Consider the following 19,345-nt stretch of genomic DNA (forward strand, 5'->3'; position numbering starts at 1 on the left):
TCATGCCCGAGAACACGGCCGGCACTTACGTTCAGGGGCGCTCCGGAGACGGACGCAAGGATCTGCGCTACCCGGCGGCTCCCGAGCCGCTGGCCGTGTCGGTCTATGACAATCACGCGCATCTCGAGATCCTCGACGGCGACCAGCCGCTTTCGCTGACCGAGCAGCTCGATCGGGCGCAGGCCGTGGGCATCGCCGGTGTGGTGCAGGCGTCGGGAGATATCGAGTCGTCGCGGTGGGCGGTCGAGGCCGCGGCATCCGACGCGCGAGTGCTCGCGGCCGTCGCCATCCACCCGAACGACGCGCCGGCGTACGCCGAGGCCGGCCGTCTGGATGAGGCCATTGCGGTGATCGACGAGCTCGCCGCCCACCCGCGCACCCGCGCGGTGGGGGAGACGGGGCTCGACTTCTTCCGCACGGAGCCTGCGCGGCGCGGTCCGCAGTTCACGTCGTTCGAGGCGCACATCGCGATCGCGAAGAAGCACGGCATCGCGATGCAGATTCACGATCGCGACGCCCACGACGCCGTCCTCGAGACGCTGACCCGCGTGGGTGCTCCCGAGACGACGGTCTTCCACTGCTTCTCCGGTGACGACGTGATGGCGCGGATCTGCGCAGATGCCGGATACCACCTGTCGTTCGCCGGCAACGTCACGTTCAAGAACGCGCAGAACCTGCGCGATGCGCTGAAGGTCACGCCGCTGGATCGGATCCTGGTCGAGACCGACGCGCCGTTCCTCACGCCGGTGCCGCTGCGCGGTCGTCCGAACGCGCCGTATCTCGTGCCCCTCACGGTGCGCTTCATGGCCGCCGAGCTGGAGCTCGAGGTCGACGAGTTGTGCGCGCAGCTGGCCGCGAACACCCTGCGGGTCTACGGCTCCTTCGACGCCTGATCGCCCGACGCCTGATCGCCCGGGCTGGCGTTCACGATCTGCGAGATCGGCTTCCACACCACCAGCAGCGTCAGGGCGGCGCCGACGAAGGCGAACCACCAGGGCGCCGTCAGCCCCCAGATCTCGGCGATCACGCCGCCCAGCGCCTGGCCGATCACCATGCCGCCGAAGACGCCCACCATGTTCACCGACGCCACGCGGCCCTGCAGTTCGGCGGGCACGAGCCGCTGCCGCACGGTGGTCGAGATCGTGCCCCAGACGAACGCGTACGCGCCGAAGAAGAACATGATCACCAGAGCGACCCAGCCCGCCGTGGTCAGCGCGAAGGCCAGGTGCATCAGCACCTCGAGCGACAGCACCACCCGCATGAGCGTGGCGAACGACACGTGCCGCTCGAGCCAGCCGAAGCTCAGCGTGGCGAGGATCCCGCCGGCGGCCGACGCCGTGGTGAGCGCGCCGTAGCCGACGGCCCCCATGTTCAGATGCTCGGTCGCGTAGAGCACGAGCACGCCCCACGGCGCCGCCCAGGTCACGTTGAAGACGAGGATGATCAGCACCAGCATCCGCACCGGGGGATTGCGCCACAGCCACCGGAGCCCCTCGGCGATGTCGGTGTGGACCGGGGTGCGCTCGGTTGTCTCCCGGGGCGGAACCGGCGTCTTCGCCATCTTCGAGATCAGCACGATCGCGAGACTCACGCACACGACCTCGAGCAGGAACGGCCAGGCCGTGCCCGCGGCGAAGAGGAAGGCGCCCAATGGGGGGCCGGCGAACTGATTCGCCACCAGATACCCGGCCTGCAGCCGCGCATTGCCGATGCCGAGATCGGCGGGCTTCACGAGCATCGGCAGCAGCGTGCTGCCCGCCGTGTCGACGAACACCTCGGCGGTGCCGTAGAGGAAGGCGACGGCCAGCACGATCCCGATGTTCGCCGTGCCCGTGACCAGGAACACGCACAGGGCCAGGAGCACGACCGCGCGGGCGGCGTTCGCGAACATCACCAGGCGGCGGCGGTCGAACCGATCAGCGATCGCGCCGGCGTGCAGCCCGAACAGCAGCCAGGGCAGAAACTGCAGGATCGCGCCCGCGGCGACCAGGATCGGCGACGACGTCATCGACGCGATCAGCAGCGGTGCGGCGGCCAGAGCGACGCCGTCGCCGACGTTGCTGGTCCACGACGAGGCCAGCAGCCACCGGAAGTCGGTTCCCATCCGCCGCGGAGCGACGAGTTCACCGAGGGAGGGCATCACAGCAGACTAGTGACAGTAGGGGACAATGGAGCAATGACTGTCACCCTGCTCGGCGCCTCCGAGATCCGCCGCCTCGCCGCCGAGCTCGACGTCACCCCCACGAAGAAGCTCGGACAGAACTTCGTGGTCGACGCGAACACCGTCCGTAAGATCGTCCACGCCGCCCGCGTGCAGCCGGGAGAGCGCGTGGTCGAGGTCGGACCGGGGCTCGGCTCTCTCACGCTCGCGATCCTCGAGGCCGGGGCATCGGTCACCGCCGTCGAGATCGACCACCGCCTCGCCGCTCGCCTCGCGCAGACCGCCGCGGAGCATGGGGCGGCCGACGGACAGCTCACCGTGGTCGACGCCGACGCCCTGCGCATCACCGAACTGCCGGGCGACCCGACCGTGCTCGTCGCGAACCTGCCGTACAACGTCTCGGTGCCGGTGCTGCTGCACTTCCTCGAGAACTTCGACCACCTGCAGCGTGGTGTCGTGATGGTGCAGGCCGAGGTGGCCGAGCGGATCGCAGCGAAGCCCGGGTCGAAGATCTACGGCTCCCCGAGCGTCAAGGCCGCCTGGTACGGAAAGTGGCGGCTGTGCGGCACCGTGTCGCGCCAGGTGTTCTGGCCGGTACCGAACGTCGACAGCCTGCTGGTGGGCTTCGACCGCTCCGCGGGGGAGCGCGGGCCCGAAGACGAGCGGCGCCGGACGTTCCAGATCGTCGATGCCGCGTTCAACCAGCGCCGCAAGATGCTGCGCCAGGCCCTGTCGGGACTGTTCGGCACGTCTGCCGCGGCATCCGAGATCCTGACCGCCGCCGGTGTCGCCCCGACCGCACGCGGCGAGGACCTCACCGTGGAGGACTACCACCGCATCGCCCAGCACGCCAGGGCTCTGAGCGAGATCGCCGCCAGGGACTAACCTGGCACGGTGACCGACTCTTCGCGCTTCCGCCCCGACGTCCCCGAGCTGCACCGTCCGTACACCGCGGACGAGAGCCGTTACCAGCAGTTCGCCTACCGCCAGGTCGGCTCGTCCGGCCTGTTCCTTCCGCCGATCTCCCTCGGGCTGTGGTGGAACTTCGGCGACAACATCCCGCTCGACGACCAGCGCGCACTGCTGCGCCACGCGTTCGACCGCGGAATCACGCACTTCGATCTGGCCAACAACTACGGCCCGCCCTACGGCTCGGCCGAGAAGAACTTCGGGCGCATCTTCGCCGAGGACTTCCGCCCGTACCGCGACGAGCTGATCATCTCGTCCAAGGCCGGGTGGGACATGTGGCCCGGGCCTTACGGCGACTTCGCGAGCCGCAAGTACATCCTCGCCAGCGCCGAGCAGTCGCTCACGCGGATGGGCCTGGACTACGTCGACATCTTCTACTCGCACCGGGTCGACCCGGTCACGCCCATCGCCGAGACCGTCGGCGCGCTCGACACGCTCGTGCGTCAGGGCAAGGCCCTCTACGTGGGCATCTCGTCGTACAGCGCCGAGCGCACGCAAGAGGCGGTGGCCGTCGCGAAGGAGCTGGGCACGCCGCTGGTCATCCATCAGCCCGCGTACTCGATCCTCAACCGCTGGGTCGAGGACGGACTGACCGACACCCTGCGCGACCACGGGCTCGGCGCGATCGCGTTCACGCCGCTCGCGCAGGGGCTCCTCACCGACAAGTACCTCGGCGACGGGACGGCCGACCGTGCGCAGCAGCGCGGCTCGCTGCCCGACGGTCCGCTCGCCCCCGAGGCCGTCGAGACGCTGCGCTCGCTGAACGAGGTGGCCCGTGAGCGCGGACAGTCCCTCGCGCAGCTCGCCCTGCAGTGGACGCTGCGCAACCCGGTCGTGGCATCGGCGCTCATCGGTGCCTCTCGGCCCTCGCAGCTCGACGAGAACATCGCCGCCGTGAACGGCCCCGAGCTGACGTCGGAGGAGCTGGCACGCATCGACGAGCTCGCGGGAGCCATCGACGTCAACATCTGGGCGCAGTCCTCGGAGTTGTGACGGTTCTCGGATCATGAGCGTCTCCGCCACGAACGAGTCCGTGCACGTGCGGGCGCCCGGCAAGATCAATCTGTACCTGGGCGTCGGCGGTCGGCACGATGACGGCTATCACGCGCTCGCCACGGTCTTCCAGGCGGTCTCATTGTACGAGGACGTGATCGCCCGTCCGGCGCACGATTTCTCGCTCACGGTCTCAGGAGTCGATGACGCCGACTCGGTGCCGCTCGACGACCGCAACCTCGCGATGCGCGCGGCCAAGCTGCTTGCCGCGGCCGCGGAGTACGACGGAGGAGTGGCGCTCGAGATCCGCAAGAGCGTGCCCGTGGCCGGCGGCATGGGCGGCGGGTCGGCTGATGCCGCGGCCGCGCTCGTGGCGTGCGACGCGCTCTGGGGCACGGCGCTCTCGTCGACCCGGATGCACGACCTGGCAGCGCGCCTGGGCGCCGACGTGCCGTTCGCGCTGCACGGCGGCACCGCGGTCGGCACCGGGCGGGGCGATCAGCTGAGCCCGGCGCTCGCGCGGGGGCGCTTCGACTGGGTCCTCGTCACCAGCCCGCACGGCCTGTCCACGCCCACCGTCTACGGCCGGCTCGATGCACTGCGCGACGCCGAGGGCGTCCTCGCCGACGATCCGCCGCTGTCGCTCGACGTGCCGATCCCTCTGCTGCAGGCGCTTCGAGCCGGAGACCCGGCGCGGCTGGCCGACAGCCTCTCGAACGATCTCCAGGTGGCCGCCGTGTTCGAGCGTCCCGACCTGGAGGAGACCATTCGGATCGGCGTCGACGCCGGCGCGCTGCACGGAATCGTCTCGGGCTCCGGCCCCACCGTCGCCCTGCTGTGCGCCGACCCCGAGGCGGCGCAGGATGTGCAGTCCGTCCTCCAGCGTTCCGGTCGAGAGGCCCTCCATGTGCACGGGCCGGTGCCGGGCGCGCGCATCATGTCGTGACAGCCGACCGCTGAGAAGCGGACAGGTGAGAAGCGGACAGGTGAGAATCGGACAGGTGAGAAGCGGGCAGCCCCTCCCGAGATCTCCGGTTCCCCAACCGGCTCTCGAGAGGGAGCTCGCCACAAGGAACGTGGCAGTCTGCCTCACATCAGTGGGTCAGCGCCCCAGACGCTTCCCCGTGTAGCCCCAGCTACTGAAATGACAATACAGACACTTTGCTTGTCCCCCAAATGGGGGACACGGAAAGTCGCTGGGAGTTTGCTGGACGTTTCCAGGCGAGGGTCGGAGAGAGGCGCTTGAGGTGGGTTTCCAGAAGATGGACCCAGGTCAGGATCGCCGAGAACCCGATCGCCTCGAAGACCGTGAGGTTGATCAGGCCGGAGGCCATGGCCCCCATGGCGACGATCATGCTGGATCCGGCGACGATCGCGAGGATGTTCAGCGCGCGCGACAGCGACCGCAGGAACATGCGGTGCACGATCAGCAGAGCGGCGAAGGAGAGCAGCATTCCGTTGGCCGCGGTGTCGTGCACGACCTTGTCGAGCGACAGCGGGAACACGCCGATGCCGGTGAGGCTGAGCCCCAGAAGTGCGACGAAGAGCGGAACCACGCGAGCTGCGTGGCGCTGTCGTACGTCATCGACGGAGAGGGAGCGCATCAGCCAGAGCCGCATCATCACGCTGGACACGGTGATCATCGCGCCTGCGGCGATCACTCCGGCGTTGAAGAGCACAGCGGAGAAGTCGTCTGTCATGCCGAGGCGGCTGAAGTACAGCTCCCACCATCGGGGGTCGGTGGTCGTCACGGTCGCAGCGATGATGCCTGCACAGAGCAGGGTCGCTGCGGTGAATGTCAAAAACGCTCTTCGGGGGGCGCTCATGGCTTGTCCTGTCGCCATACGCTCGACGGCCGGCCAGGACGAGGGAGAGAAAGTCCGCTACGGGCGAGCGTGTCATCGGGTGCGGAGCTGAAACAGACCGCTTCTTACCGGCCAGTCTAGCGATAACCTCCGGGTCGCACCCGATTTCTCTTTTCGTTGGACATGCGCCGACAGGCCCGTGATCACGCGCATCCGCGCCCGTCGAGCACACCGGTGGTGTGCATCACGACGATCCGGCGTACATAATGAGTGACAGATGTGACCGTGCACATGCGAGGAGGCTGCGATGTCCAGCGGCTCCGACCGTGCCCGGCTGCCGAGCATCCGCGATGTCGCGAGATTGGCGGGCGTCTCGCACCAGACGGTCTCGCGGGTGCTGAACGATCACGCCAGCATCCGTCCCGAGACGAAGGCGAAGGTCCTCGACGCGATCTCGGTACTGGACTACCGGCCCAACCTCGCCGCCCGCGCTCTGGTCACCAGCCGGTCGAACATGCTGGGCATCCTCTCGGCCACCATCGGGGAGTTCGGGCCCACCTCGTCGATCGCCAGCATCGAGGATGCCGCGCGCGAGGAGGGCTACTCGGTCTCGACGCTCAACCTCTCGGCGACGACTCCCGAGGCGATCGGCAACGCGGTCCGCCAGCTCGCGCGAGAGCACGTCGACGGAATCGTGGTGCTCGCACCGCAGGTCCGCGTCTTCCATGTCCTGCGCGGCATGGACGTCTCGATGCCGTTCGTGACACTCCAGACGGCGGCGGGCTCAGACGGCCTCAGCCTCTCGGCCGACCAGGTGGCGGGCGCCCGAGCGGCCACCGAGCACCTGATCGGCCTGGGGCACAGCGACATCCTGCACCTGGCCGGACCACAGGACTGGATCGAGGCGGAGTCGCGCATGCGCGGCTATCTGGACGCGCTCCGCGAGGCGGATCTGCCCACGTTCCCGCCCATCCGCGGCGACTGGACGGCCGACTTCGGCTACTTCGCGGGTCAGGAGCTGTCGCGTCGGCGGGACTTCACCGCGGTGTTCGCCGCGAACGACCTGATGGCGATCGGCCTGCTGCACGGCTTCCGTGACGCGGGGGTGCGCGTGCCGGATGACGTGAGCGTCGTGGGCTTCGATGACGTGCCGGTGGCAGCCCATGTGGCGCCCACCCTGACGACCGTGCACCAGGAGTTCCCGGAGCTCGGGCGTCGAGCCGTCACGATTCTGCTCGCGCAGATCCGCGGGGAGGCGGTGCCGACGTTCGGCCCGCTGCAGACGACGCTGCGCCTGCGCGAGTCGTCCGGATCACGGTAACGACACGAAAACTGGGAGCGGACTTGACAGAGCCCGTTTCCCATTGGACGATGTAATCCAATGTGAACGGTCACATCGAAGGTGACCGCACGTCGCGAGGAAGATCCGTGAGCACCACTGCAACGTTGCCGACTGTGTCAGGCCCGATCCTGGAGATGCGCAGCATCACCAAGGAGTTCCCGGGGGTGAAAGCCCTCTCCGACGTCTCGATCACCGTGCGCGCCGGCGAGATCCACGCGATCTGCGGGGAGAACGGCGCTGGCAAGTCGACCCTGATGAAGGTCCTGTCCGGCGTGTATCCCGCCGGCACCTACGAGGGCGACATCCTCCTGTACGGCCAGGAGCAGCGCTTCAAGGACATCGCGGCCAGTGAGCAGGCCGGCATCGTGATCATCCACCAGGAGCTCGCGCTGATCCCCGAGCTGTCCGTCACCGAGAACATCTTCCTCGGCAACGAGATCCGCCGCTTCGGTCGTATCGACTGGCAGGCGCAGAAGCAGCGGGCGCTCGAGCTCCTCGCCCGCGTCGGGCTGAACGAAGACCCCGACGTCGCGATCAAGACGCTCGGTGTCGGCAAGCAGCAGCTGATCGAGATCGCCAAGGCCCTGAACAAGGACGTCAAGCTCCTGATCCTCGACGAGCCCACCGCGGCGCTCAACGAGAACGACTCGCAGCACCTGCTCGACCTGATCCTCGGGCTCAAGGCCAAGGGCATCGCGTCGATCATCATCAGCCACAAGCTAAACGAGATCGAGCAGATCGCCGACGAGATCACCATCATCCGCGACGGCCGCACGGTCGAGACCCTCGACATCTCCCGCGGGGAGATCAACGAGGACCGCATCATCCGCGGCATGGTCGGGCGTTCGCTCGAGAGCCGGTACCCCGACCGCACCCCCGAGATCGGCGAGGTGTTCTTCGAGGTCAAGGACTGGTGGGTGCAGCACCCCACCGTGTCGGAGCGCATGGTGGTCAAGGGCTCGAGCCTCAACGTGCGTCGCGGCGAGGTCGTCGGCATCGCCGGGCTGATGGGCGCCGGTCGCACCGAGTTCGCGATGAGCATGTTCGGTCGCTCCTACGGCACCTTCCTCTCGGGGACGATGACCAAGGACGGCCAGGAGATCTCCCTGCCCGACGTCGCCGCGGCCATCAGGCACGGCCTCGCGTACGTGAGTGAGGACCGCAAGGTTCTCGGGCTCAACCTGCTCGACACGATCAAGCGCGCGACGGTGTCGGCGAAGCTCTCCAAGATCGCTCGCCGTGGTGTCGTCGACCCGCGCGCCGAGTACGCGATCGCGGAGCAGTACCGCAAGGCGCTGCGCATCAAGACCCCCACGGTCGAAGAGGGCGTCGGCAAGCTCTCCGGCGGCAACCAGCAGAAGGTCGTGCTGGCGAAGTGGATGTTCACCGACCCCGACCTCCTGATCCTCGACGAGCCCACCCGCGGCATCGACGTCGGCGCGAAGTACGAGATCTACGCGATCATCAACGAGCTCGCCTCACAGGGCAAGGGCGTCATCGTCATCTCCAGCGAGTTGCCCGAACTGCTCGGCATCTCCGACCGCATCTACACCGTCTTCGAAGGTCGGGTCACCGACTGCATCCCGGCCGACCAGGCGACACCCGAGGCCCTCATGCGCAGCATGACCTCCGCGACTCAGAAAGCATCCGCATGACCACCGAATCCACCCCCGCCAAGAGCGGATTCCACTTCAAGGACGTCAAGAAGATGTTCGGCGGAGGGCAGTCGACGCTGCGCCAGTTCGGCATCCTCGGAAGCCTCGTCGTCATCCTCGTCGTCTTCCAGCTGCTGACCTGGATCTTCAAGGGCCAGGGGCTGACGCTCTCGTCGGGCAACCTGATCAACGTCGTCAACCAGTACTCCTACATCCTGATCCTCGCGATCGGCATGGTGATGGTCATCATCATGGGTCACATCGACCTGTCGGTCGGATCGGTCGCCGCGTTCACCGGCATCATCGTCGCCAAGGCGATGGCCGACTGGAACCTCCCTTGGCCGCTGGCGATCCTCCTCGGCCTCGGCGTCGGCGTGCTGGTCGGTGCGTGGCAGGGCTTCTGGGTGGCCTATGTCGGGGTACCGGCGTTCATCGTGACGCTGGCCGGCATGCTCTTCTTCCGCGGTGCGAACCAGTGGGTCGGCGACTCGCAGTCGATTCCCGTGCCGCAGGGCTTCAAGGTCATCGGTGCCGGATACCTGCCCGAGATCGCCCTGCCGCTGCCCTTCAACATCCCGACCATGCTGCTGGCCCTCGCCGGTGTCGCCTGGATCGTCTTCTCCGAGCTGCGTCTGCGTCGCGCTCAGCGCAAGATGGGGTCGGAGATGGCCCCGACGTGGGTCAGCATCACCAAGGTCGTGCTGATCTCGGTCGTCATCCTCGTCGCCGGCTGGCTGTTCGCCACGGGTCGTGAGGGCACCAGCTTCCCGATCTCGGGCGTCATCCTGCTGCTGCTCGTGATCCTCTACACGTTCATCACCACCAACACGGTGTTCGGTCGTCACATCTACGCGGTCGGCGGCAACCGCCAGGCAGCGCGTCTGTCTGGTGTGAAGGACCGCTGGGTCGACTTCTTCGTCATGATGAACATGTCGGTCCTCGCCGCTCTCGCCGGCATGATCTACGTCTCCCGCGCCACGGCGTCGGGCCCGCAGGACGGCAACGGCTGGGAACTCGACGCGATCGCGTCGGTGTTCATCGGCGGCGCCGCCGTCTCGGGCGGTATCGGAACGGTGATCGGCTCGATCATCGGTGGCCTCGTGATGGCCTTCCTCAACAACGGACTCGCGCTGCTCGGTGCCGGTGCCGACGTCGTCTCGATGATCAAGGGCCTCGTGCTCCTGCTCGCGGTCGGCGTGGACGTCTGGAACAAGCAGCAGGGCCGCCCCTCGCTCATCGGGTTCATGACCCGCCGCTTCGGCCGCCAGGAAGACCCGGCGCTGCAGACCTTCGAGCCCAACAAGACCTACCAAGCCCCACCCGTCGACAAGACGAGCGGAAAGTAGGGGTCCGGTCGCGTGGCCCACGCGCGATGAGACCTTCACACACCAGAGAAAGAGATCACATGAAGAAGATTCTTCTGTCGGCGACAGCGATCGTCGTCGCAGGCGCCTTCGTCCTCACCGGTTGCTCGTCGGAGCGCGGCGGTGACACGGGTTCGGGATCCGGCGAAGAGGCCGCAGCAGGTTTCGACGCCGGAGCGACGATCGGTGTCGCACTGCCCGACAAGACCTCGGAGAACTGGGTCCTCGCGGGCCAGCTGTTCACCGACGGTCTCGAAGAGGCCGGCTTCAAGGCGGACGTGCAGTACGCGCCGGCCAGCAACACCGTCGCCGAGCAGCAGAACCAGATCCAGGCCATGGTCACCGGTGGTGCCAAGGTCATCATCATCGGCGCGAAGGACGGCAAGCAGCTGTCCACGCAGGTCGAGGCCGCTCGTGACGCAGGCGTCGCGGTCATCGCCTACGACCGTCTGATCGAGAACACCGAAGCCGTCGACTACTACGTCGCCTTCGACAACTTCAAGGTCGGCCAGCTGCAGGGTCAGGCTCTGCTCGACGGTCTCGAGGCCCGTGCGGGTCACGAGGCTCCGTACAACATCGAGCTCTTCTCGGGCTCGCCGGATGACGCGAACGCTCCGGTGTTCTTCGACGGTGCGATGGACGTGCTCCAGCCGGCGATCGACGACGGCACGCTGAACGTCGTCTCCGGCCAGACCGAGATCGCCCAGACGGCGACCGAGGGCTGGAAGGCCGAGAACGCACAGCGTCGCATGGACTCGCTGCTGACCTCGTCGTACAGCTCTGAGGTCCTCGACGGCGTCCTCTCCCCGAACGACACGCTTGCCCGCGCCATCATCACCTCGGTGCAGGCGGCCGGCAAGACGGTTCCGGTCGTCACGGGTCAGGACTCCGAGGTCGAGTCGGTCAAGTCGATCATGGAGGGCATCCAGTACTCCACGATCAACAAGGACACCTCGCTCCTGGTGGAGCAGACCATCAAGATGGTCGGCCAGCTCCAGAAGGGTGAAGAGGCTGATGTCAACGACACCGAGCAGTACGACAACGGCGTGAAGGTCGTCCCGGCGTACCTGCTCGACCCGATCATCGTCACGCAGGAGAACGCGGCCGACTCGTACAAGAACGTCCCGAGCCTGCTCGAGATCGTCGAGTCCTACAAGTAACCAGCACACCCTCACTGAGGGCGAATGAGAGCCGCCCGGGTCACTCGACCCGGGCGGCTCTTTCGTCGTCCACCACGGTGAGCGCGAGTTCGCAGAACATCGACTCGGCCCACGAGAACCAGGGGCGCGAGAACGCGGATGGATCGTCGACGTCGATGCTCTCGTGCACGTGGCCGGTGCCGGCATCCGTATCGGCGATCATCTGCAGCAGCCGGATGCGGTCGTCCGGCGTGCCGACGAGACCCTCGACTGCGAGGGCGATCGGCCAGACGCGGCGGTCGCGTGTATGCGGACTGCCGATGCCGCGCAGCGCCGATCCGGTGAACCAGTACGGGTTCACCGGGCTCAGGATGACATCACGTGTGGCCTCCCAGACTCCCCGATCGACGACGGTCGGCGCGAGCAGGGGGAGGGAGAGCAGCGAGGGGGTGTTGGCGTCATCCATGATGAGCACGCCACCCAGGCCGTCGACCTCGTAGGCGTAGATCGGGTATCCGTCCGGCCCCGCCACGATGCCGTGTTCGCGGATGCCGGTGATGAGGTCGTCGGACAGCGCACGCGCGTCGCAGGCCAACATCGCATCGCCGAGCACTTCAGCAGCGATCTGGGCGATCGAACGCAATGCTTCGGCGGCGAAGAGGTTGGCCGGGATGTTGTAGCCGTAGGTGCACGCGTCGTCGGACGGACGGAAGGCGCTCCAGGTCATGCCCGTCTCTGCGACGGCGGATCCTCGGCCTCCGCGAGGCAGCGTCTCGGTCGGGATGGTGGTCTCGCGCGCGAACCGATACGACGAGGCCTCGTGGTGCTGCTCGGCGCGGAGCTGATCGACGATCGTGCGCAGCACCGCGTGCGAACGGGCATCGAGAAGGAACTCGGTCCGTCCCGTCCGCCGCCACAGTGCGTGTGCGAGCGTGACCGGGTAGCAGAGGCTGTCGGTCTCGTACTTCTGCTCCCAGACATGCGGGTCGTCGCAGACGTCATCCGGGTCGTAGTGCGCCCCGGTCGGTCCGTCGTTGAAGGCATTGGCATAGGGGTCGTGCGCGATGAAAGCGAACTGTCGTCGCACCACCTGCTCGACCAGCTCCGCCAGCTGCGGGCTGCTCTCCATGAAACGCAGATACGGGGTGAGTTGGGTGGTCGAGTCGCGAAGCCACATCGCCGCAATGTCTCCGGTGATGACGAACACCTGTCCCTGCGCGTCGACGCCCACCGTGTCGGTCAGCGTGCGCAGCAGTGCGCCCTCGACGAGGTCTCCGATGTGTGCGCCGCAGGATCGGCGAACCTCGGCGGCGGCGTCGCTCAGCAGTCGTCGCGTGCGGGAGTCGGGAGCGAAGGCGGTCAGCGTTCCCATCCGGTGCACCCTTCTTCATCGGCGACCCGAACGACCACGGCATCGGCGGGCGGATCGTGGGTGGACGCCGTCCAGGCGAGCACCTCGACGGGTGACGCCTCGGGGCGACCGTGAGCCCAGGAGCCGAGATCGTCGAGACCGAGGGAGAAGCGGACGACCGTGCTGGCTCTCGGCGGAACACTCGCGCGCTGCACGGCGAGCAGGGTTCGCCGGCGTGGACGGATGCCGAGCTCGTGCCGTCGTCCGTACAGAGGCACGGCGAGCGCTATCGCCGCATCCGAGGTGTTGACGAGGTCGGCGGTGAGCGTGACCGCGGCTCCTTCGCCGAGCGCACCCGTGGTGATCCGGGGCTCCGCCGGTCGCAGCACGACGGAGACGGACGCGGGGGCGCCGGTTCCCAGGAGCGCACCCGCCGGGTGGCGAGCGTCGATGTAGCCGCGCGCCGTCTCTCGGCGTTCGTCATGCGCGACGGGCAGCACCCCGTCGGTCGCGGGGAACGTGGCCGGAAGCCGCCCGCCGCCGATGCCGGTCGCGATCACCTCGACGATCGCCGCGCCACCGGCCGGCCCGGGGAACGGAGCGACGATCAGCGCGTCGGACAGTGCGGTGAGCGGCTCGAGCGGCCGCGGCCGGCCATCGATCAGCACAGCGATCACGAGGGGAACACTCGCGCGGGCGATGCGGAGGAGTTCGAGTTGCGCCTCCGGCAGCGCGAGGCGGGAGAGATCGACCCCCTCGCCGTTCGTCGTGTCCGGCGCCGGGCCGTCGATCGCGCCGTTGTCTGCGAACTCGTCGTCGTAGCGGCGCCGGCTCGTGCCGCCGAGCACGATGACGGCGGCATCTGCGCCGGACAGCGCCGCCCGCGCGCGTGTCATCGCCACGTCGGAGATCTCCGAACGGTGCGATGCCCCCGTCGCGTGACGCACGCGATCTCTGCCCTGCCTGGCCACCAGCGCCGAATACACCGTGGACGCGTCCGGATCGTCGGCAGGTCGCGGCGGCGTGTAGTCGCCGAGCTGCCCGTCGAGGTCGTCGGCGTTCGGGCCGATCACCGCGACGACCGCCGAGTCGCTCAACGGCAGCACGCCGGCGTCGTGAACGAGCACGCAGGATTGTGCCGCGGCACGAGCGACGAGCTCGATGAACTCGCGCGGGGTTCCGGGGCCGTCTGCATCCACGGGCTCCGCATCGTCGAGGAGCCCCACGCGCTGCTTCAACGCGAGCACTCGATCGGCGGCTCTGGTCACGTCCTCCTCGTCGAGGAGGCCGCGCTCGATCGCCTCCTCCACGTGGGTGAAGGCCTCATCCCACAGGCTGAGATCGACCCCGGCTCGGATCGCGATCGCCGCTGCGCTCGCGGCATCCGGTGTGCTGTCACGCAACCGATCGACGGCCGTGCCATCGGCCATCACGATGCCGTCCCAGCCCCAGTCCTCGCGAAGCGTTCCGGTGAGGAGCTCGCGGTTCGCGGTACACGGGATGCCGTCGATGTCGTTGTAGGCGGCCATGAACCCCGCCACGCCGGCGCGAGCAGCCAGGTGAGCGGGGCGCAGATGGATCTCGCCCAGCTCCCGTCGTCCGAGAGGAGCGCCGGAGCCGTTCCGTCCGCCGATCCCGGCTCCCTGCCCCGCGAGGTGCTTGGCGACGACGGCGACGTGGCCGGCACCGATCCGTCCTTCGGGTCGGTGCCCCTGCATCCCTCGCACCGTCGCCTGCATGAGGGCTCCGGCGAGCGCCGGATCTTCGCTGAAGCACTCCTCGGCGCGCCCCCAGCGCGGATCGCGCAGCATGTCGAGCCCTGACACCAGCGCCACATGAGCGCCGCGTCCACGCGTCTCGGTCGCGACGTGCGCGGCGAGCTCCTCGACGAGGCCGACGTCCATGCCCGCACCCAGGGCGAGGTTCACCGGCAGGGTCGTGCCGCCCAGCGCCATCAGGCCGTGCGGCACCTCCTCGACGAAGAGGGTCGGGAGTCCGGAGCCGTGTGCGCGGATGTACTCCTGCACGGCCTGATACGCCTCGGCGCTGCGGGCCGGCGGGATGCCGTTGCTCCATCGCACCTGCGACCATGGGTCGGCGCGCAGAATGCCGTAGATCGCGCCGATGCCGCCCCAGCGATCGACCTCTCGCCGCAGCACATCGGTGATGCGCGGGGCGCCGTCGATCCACCGAACGGCCTCCCACCCCTTGAGCCGCTGGTTGATCTGGCCGATGCGCTCGCGCAGCGGCAGACCCGCGGAGGACACGGCGGATGTCGGGGTCATCCCTTGATCGCCCCCGATACGAGCGCTTTCTGCATCTGCTTCTGCAGCACCGTGTAGACGAGGTATACCGGCAGCAGCGTGAGCAGGGTGCCCGCCATCAGCACGCCGTAGTCCGTACCGGCATCGACCTTGAGGGTCGGAAGGGCAACCTGGATGGTGCGCTGAGCGGTGTCGGGACCGATCAGGATCAGGGGATAGAGGTACGCGTTCCAGAACGACAGGAAGTTCAGCAGCAGCACGGTGGCGATCCCTGGGATGCAGATGGGCAGGTAGACCTGACGCAGCACCTGCAGCGTGGTTGCGCCGTCCATGGAAGCCGCCTCCTCCAGCTCGCGCGGAATCGTGCGCATGAACGCCGTAAGGATGACGATCGACAGGGGGAGGGCCGTGGCCGGCAGCAGCAGGATCACGAACGTGCGCGTATGGAAGAGACCGACCGAGGCGGCGAGCAGGAACGTGGGAAACAGCGCCGCGAACGCCGGGATCAGGAACCCGAGGTTGAAGACGTTCTCGATGACCCTGCCGACCCGGCCCTGTGCCCGGGCGAGCGCGAACGACGCAGGGAGCGCGAGCAGGAGCGTCAGCACGAGCGCGCTGACCGTCGTGAGGGCCGAGTTGGCGATGGCGAGTCCCAGATCCGCCTGACGGAACGCGGTGGTGAAGTTCGAGAAGTCCCAGGTCGTCGGCAGCGCCAGCGGCGATTCGAAGATGTCCTCGTTCGTCTTGAAGGACGAGGAGATGAAGTAGTAGAAGGGGATGAGCAGGATGGCGGCATACAGCCAGGCGAGCGTGCCGCTGGCGAAGGTTCCGACCCGATCACGGAGGGGGAGGACGGTGCGTGTGGTCATGAGAGTCTCCATCGTCCGATCAGTGGGTGGCGCGCAGGGTGCGACGGATCAGCCACATGCCGATCAGTCCGAGGACGAACAGGATCACCCCGACCGCTTGGCTGTAGCCGAGGTTCGTCTCGACGAACGCCTTGCTGTAGATGAGGTACGACAACGTCATCGTCGATGTGCCGGGGCCACCCTGCGTCAGCAGCAGCACCGTCTGAGCGGAATTGAACAGCAGCGACAGGAACTGCAGCATCGTGACGACGCCGATGAAGTCGCGAGCGATGGGCCAGTACATCTGCCAGGCCACCCGCCAGTCGCTCGCGCCGTCCACGCGTGCCGCCTGCACGATCTCGCTGTCGACGCCGTCGAGGCGCGCGGCGATGAGCACTGCTGAGTATCCGATCCCGCTCCAGAGCTCGACCGCGATGATCGCGCCGAGGGCGGTGGCGGGGTCAGCAAGCCAGGCGTTGCCCTGAAGCCCCAGGGGCGCGAGCAGCCCGTTGACCAGGCCATCGGGGTTGAGCATCGCGTAGAACACCATCGCCGTCGCCGGTGCCGAGATCAGCGCCGGAATGAAGAGGAGATAGCGCAGGACGCGGTGTCCTCGCGGCTTCTGCACGACGTAGAAGGCGAGGAGGAAGGCCAGCACGATCATGATGGGCAGCCCGACAACGATCTGGACGGCGGAGTTTCCGAGCGCTGCCCAGAACGTCGCATCCGAGAAGACGGTTCGGAAGTTGTCCACGCCGGCGAAGGTGGGGGTCTCCAGCATGCCCGGCCAGCGGAGGAACGCGATCACGAAGATCGCGACGACCGGGCCGATCATGAAGACCGCGTACCAGATGAGTGCGGGGAGGGCGAAGCCGGGGAAGCGCTCACGCAACGGGGAACGGCGCGGCCTGCCGCCATTCAGTGGTGCGGTGACGAGCTGTTCGGTCGTGGGGGAGGGAGCGAGCGCGGTCATGATGTCCTTTCGGGCCCTCAGGCCGCGTCGTACGCTTTTTCGAACCGGTCGATGATCTGGTCGGCGGACGCGCTGCCGTAGGCCATCGCGGTCGCTCGGATCATCGGTTCGAAGACCGCATCCGGAATGAGCAGGTCGGGGAGCGTCACCGGAGTCACCTGGTCGGTGGTGAGTTTCGATGCCTGCGCGACCAGCGGGAAGTCCTTGCTGACGACGTCCGTGATCCGGTTCATGTCGCGACCGGAGCCGAGGATGAACTCGGTCGTGACCTCCGGCGAGTACAGGTTCTGGATGAAGGGCTTCAGGAGGTCGAGCTTCTCTGCACCGTTCGCGCTGATCCAGATGCCGTGTCCGTTGTAGCTCTGGATGACGGTCGGATGCTCCACGACCCCGCCGCGCGACGGCTTCGGCCAGCCGCCGACGACGACCTCTGCCGCGCGTTCGGCGGGGACGAGGGACAGGGCGGACGACATGGCCGGGACGATCGCGGCCTTGCGCGTGTTGAACTGCGTGAGCTCGGAATCGGAGGTGTAGCCCTGCACGTTGTCGACGAAGACGCCGGCGTCGCGGAGCTCGACGAAGTGCTCGACGCCCGCGACCGCCCCTGGGAACTCGGAGAGCTTGCCGGTGGAGAAGACCTGGGCGACCTCGTCCCTGGTGAGGAAGCCCTGCAGGATCTGCAGGAACATCTTCTGTCCGCTCCAGTCCGATCCGCCGACGGTCACCGGGCCGATGCCCTTCGAGCGCAGCGCGTCAGCGACGGCGATCAGGTCATCCGACGTCATCGGCACGTCGACGCCGGCCTCTGCGAGCAGGCCGGTGTTGAACGACACCGGCCAGTTGGTCCGGGTGAAGGGGAACGCGCGCAGATGGCCCTCTTCGTCGGTCCACTCCTCGAGCGCCTCGGGGATGATCTTGTCGCGGAGGCCCCACTCGTCTAGCAGATCCTCCACCGGGATCGTGGCGCCCAGCCGCGTCCAGGAGAGCGTGCGGCCCTGGAGGTTCACCATTGCGATGTCGGCCTCTTTACCCGCGAGAGAGCTCGTCTCGAAGACGATCGGCAGGTCGGAGCCGTTCTTGAGGAGAGCGACCGCTCGGTCGGTCTCGCGGGAATAGGCGGCCACCACGTCGGAGAAGACCTGGGCGCCGGAGACGGCGCCGCTCAGCTGCGTGTGCACGGAGATGGATCCGGGGATCCCGGATGCCGGCACGAGGGGCCCGCACCCGGTGAGCAACGGGATCATCACGCCGCCGCCGATCACGGTGCCGAGGAACGTGCGTCTGCTGATGCCATCGGTCATGAGACCTCCTGAGAGCTGCGGTGCGTCGGGGGAAAGATGTCGTCACGTCGTGCGCTTGTATAGCGGTACACATCAACGTGCGATTAATGTATACCGCTTTACAAGAGAGGGTCAACCCCCTAATCTCGGTCATGATGAACGACAAGAAGCCAGTACGCGCGACCATCGCTGCGGTCGCCGCTCGCGCCGGGGTCTCCCCGTCGGCGGTGTCGCATGTGTTCAACGGACGCCCGAATGTGTCGACGGCGACCGAGGCCCGGATTCGCCGTGCCGCTGACGAGTTGCACTGGCGGCCGAATTACGCGAGCCGCAAGGTGAGCGGTCGTGGCGGACGCAGTCTCGGCCTCGTCGTGACGCGGTCCGGCGACACGTTCGAGCGCGATCCCTTCTTCATGCGGCTGATCGCAGGACTCACGGAGCCACTCGCCGAGATCGGCTGGTCGTTGTCGCTCACCCTCGTGCAGGGCGCTGATGAGGAGCGCGTCTACCGGGAGTGGTGGAGCGAGCAGCGGGTCGACGCGTTCCTTCTCGTCGATATCCGCGACGACGACCCCCGGATCGGGCATGTCCGCGACCTGGGAGCGCCCGCCGTTTTGCTCGGAGCGCCTGTCGATGACCAGGTCCCGGCGGTCACCGTGCACGATGACGCCGCGTATGAAGAAGTTCTGGCGCACCTGGCGGCTCTCGGTCACCACACGGTCGCCCGCGTGAGCGACTCCCCGGGACTGGTGCACTCGGGCGACCGCGACCGTCGCTTCGTCGGGGCAGCCGAACTGCGCGGCATGATTCCGATGGTGCTGAACTGGGATCCGTCCGCCGCGGACCCCGTCGCCGATGTGCTTCAGCGCTCCGGAAGGACGACGGCTCTGCTGGTCGACAGCGAGGCGATGGCGGCGGAGATCATCGCGCATGCGCCGGAGCTCGGCGTCCGTGTGCCCGAGCAGCTGTCCGTCATCGCGTGGGAGGACTCGTGGGTGTCGACGCTCGTCCGTCCCCGCCTCACCGCGCTCGATGCTCCCGTCGAGGAGAGCGCGAGGACCGCGGTGAAGCTCCTGGAGAAGTTGGTGAACGGCGAGGAAGCCGTGTCGCAGACCGTGTCGGCGCGCCGTCTGATCGTGCGGGAATCCACCGCCCAGGCGCCGACGACAGACAAGGCCGCTGAGCGAGAAGGATGACTGAA

The 19,345-nt window shown here is 67.7% G+C and carries 16 protein-coding genes; 9 read left to right on the plus strand and 7 right to left on the minus strand.

The features are described 5' to 3' along the window. Window positions 1–2: 2 nt before the first annotated feature. The gene (locus tag AC2D10_RS17625; RefSeq protein WP_484709486.1) at window positions 3–893 is read left to right on the plus strand and encodes a TatD family hydrolase; all 891 of its coding nucleotides are present in this window, start codon (window positions 3–5) and stop codon (window positions 891–893) included. Here the strand turns inward: AC2D10_RS17625 and AC2D10_RS17630 are convergent. Continuing rightward, window positions 872–2,140 carry an MFS transporter gene (locus AC2D10_RS17630; RefSeq protein ID WP_484709488.1) on the minus strand — a complete coding sequence of 423 codons (1,269 nt, stop codon included), beginning with the start codon at window positions 2,138–2,140 and terminating at the stop codon, window positions 872–874. The genes AC2D10_RS17625 and AC2D10_RS17630 overlap by 22 nt on opposite strands. Window positions 2,141–2,176: 36 nt before the next feature. Here AC2D10_RS17630 and rsmA point away from each other — a divergent pair, with 36 nt between their 5' ends. The 3 genes from rsmA to AC2D10_RS17645 are packed head-to-tail and all read left to right on the plus strand — an operon-like array spanning window position 2,177 to window position 5,069. Next, on the plus strand, window positions 2,177–3,046 hold the full coding sequence (rsmA, locus tag AC2D10_RS17635) for a 16S rRNA (adenine(1518)-N(6)/adenine(1519)-N(6))-dimethyltransferase RsmA (RefSeq protein WP_484709489.1): 870 nt from the start codon (window positions 2,177–2,179) through the stop codon (window positions 3,044–3,046). 9 nt (window positions 3,047–3,055) lie between these two features. Further along, window positions 3,056–4,123 carry an L-glyceraldehyde 3-phosphate reductase gene (gene mgrA / locus AC2D10_RS17640; protein ID WP_484709490.1) on the plus strand — a complete coding sequence of 356 codons (1,068 nt, stop codon included), beginning with the start codon at window positions 3,056–3,058 and terminating at the stop codon, window positions 4,121–4,123. Window positions 4,124–4,136: 13 nt separating this feature from the next. Next, window positions 4,137–5,069: a 4-(cytidine 5'-diphospho)-2-C-methyl-D-erythritol kinase gene (locus tag AC2D10_RS17645; RefSeq protein ID WP_484709491.1), complete on the plus strand. Its 933-nt coding sequence runs from the start codon at window positions 4,137–4,139 to the stop codon at window positions 5,067–5,069. Between the two features lie 190 nt (window positions 5,070–5,259). On the opposite strand, the gene AC2D10_RS17650 is transcribed toward AC2D10_RS17645, so the two are convergent. After that, window positions 5,260–5,967, minus strand: a complete 708-nt coding sequence (locus AC2D10_RS17650; RefSeq protein ID WP_484709492.1) for a DUF998 domain-containing protein — start codon at window positions 5,965–5,967, stop codon at window positions 5,260–5,262. 268 nt (window positions 5,968–6,235) lie between these two features. Between AC2D10_RS17650 and AC2D10_RS17655 the strand changes: the two genes are divergently transcribed. The 4 genes from AC2D10_RS17655 (at window position 6,236) to AC2D10_RS17670 (ending at window position 11,449) form a co-directional block, all read left to right on the plus strand. Next, window positions 6,236–7,249: a LacI family DNA-binding transcriptional regulator gene (locus AC2D10_RS17655; protein WP_484709493.1), complete on the plus strand. Its 1,014-nt coding sequence runs from the start codon at window positions 6,236–6,238 to the stop codon at window positions 7,247–7,249. 155 nt (window positions 7,250–7,404) lie between these two features. Continuing rightward, complete coding sequence (gene mmsA / locus AC2D10_RS17660; protein WP_484711873.1) at window positions 7,405–8,925, plus strand: multiple monosaccharide ABC transporter ATP-binding protein; 1,521 nt, start codon at window positions 7,405–7,407, stop codon at window positions 8,923–8,925. Beyond that, complete coding sequence (gene mmsB / locus AC2D10_RS17665) at window positions 8,922–10,271, plus strand: multiple monosaccharide ABC transporter permease (protein WP_484709494.1); 1,350 nt, start codon at window positions 8,922–8,924, stop codon at window positions 10,269–10,271. Before mmsA ends, mmsB begins: the two co-directional genes overlap by 4 nt. Window positions 10,272–10,330: 59 nt before the next feature. Continuing rightward, on the plus strand, window positions 10,331–11,449 hold the full coding sequence (locus AC2D10_RS17670; protein ID WP_484709495.1) for a substrate-binding domain-containing protein: 1,119 nt from the start codon (window positions 10,331–10,333) through the stop codon (window positions 11,447–11,449). 40 nt (window positions 11,450–11,489) lie between these two features. Here AC2D10_RS17670 and AC2D10_RS17675 read toward each other — a convergent pair whose 3' ends face one another. The 5 genes from AC2D10_RS17675 to AC2D10_RS17695 are packed head-to-tail and all read right to left on the minus strand — an operon-like array spanning window position 11,490 to window position 18,165. After that, window positions 11,490–12,800: a glycoside hydrolase family 125 protein gene (locus AC2D10_RS17675; protein WP_484709497.1), complete on the minus strand. Its 1,311-nt coding sequence runs from the start codon at window positions 12,798–12,800 to the stop codon at window positions 11,490–11,492. Next, window positions 12,788–15,064 (minus strand): glycoside hydrolase family 3 protein, encoded by a 2,277-nt coding sequence (locus AC2D10_RS17680; RefSeq protein WP_484709498.1) that lies wholly within the window; start codon window positions 15,062–15,064, stop codon window positions 12,788–12,790. The genes AC2D10_RS17675 and AC2D10_RS17680 overlap by 13 nt, the downstream gene beginning before the upstream one ends. Further along, window positions 15,061–15,912, minus strand: a complete 852-nt coding sequence (locus AC2D10_RS17685) for a carbohydrate ABC transporter permease (RefSeq protein WP_484709499.1) — start codon at window positions 15,910–15,912, stop codon at window positions 15,061–15,063. Before AC2D10_RS17685 ends, AC2D10_RS17680 begins: the two co-directional genes overlap by 4 nt. Before the next feature lie 19 nt (window positions 15,913–15,931). Continuing rightward, a complete protein-coding gene (locus tag AC2D10_RS17690) occupies window positions 15,932–16,864 on the minus strand; it encodes a carbohydrate ABC transporter permease (RefSeq protein ID WP_484709501.1) in 933 nt (310 codons plus the stop codon). Between the two features lie 17 nt (window positions 16,865–16,881). After that, complete coding sequence (locus tag AC2D10_RS17695; protein ID WP_484709502.1) at window positions 16,882–18,165, minus strand: ABC transporter substrate-binding protein; 1,284 nt, start codon at window positions 18,163–18,165, stop codon at window positions 16,882–16,884. Window positions 18,166–18,296: 131 nt separating this feature from the next. Between AC2D10_RS17695 and AC2D10_RS17700 the strand changes: the two genes are divergently transcribed. Beyond that, on the plus strand, window positions 18,297–19,340 hold the full coding sequence (locus AC2D10_RS17700; RefSeq protein WP_484709503.1) for a LacI family DNA-binding transcriptional regulator: 1,044 nt from the start codon (window positions 18,297–18,299) through the stop codon (window positions 19,338–19,340). Window positions 19,341–19,345 lie beyond the last annotated feature (5 nt).

The sequence above is a fragment of the Microbacterium sp. PI-SA-G genome (assembly GCF_057215335.1).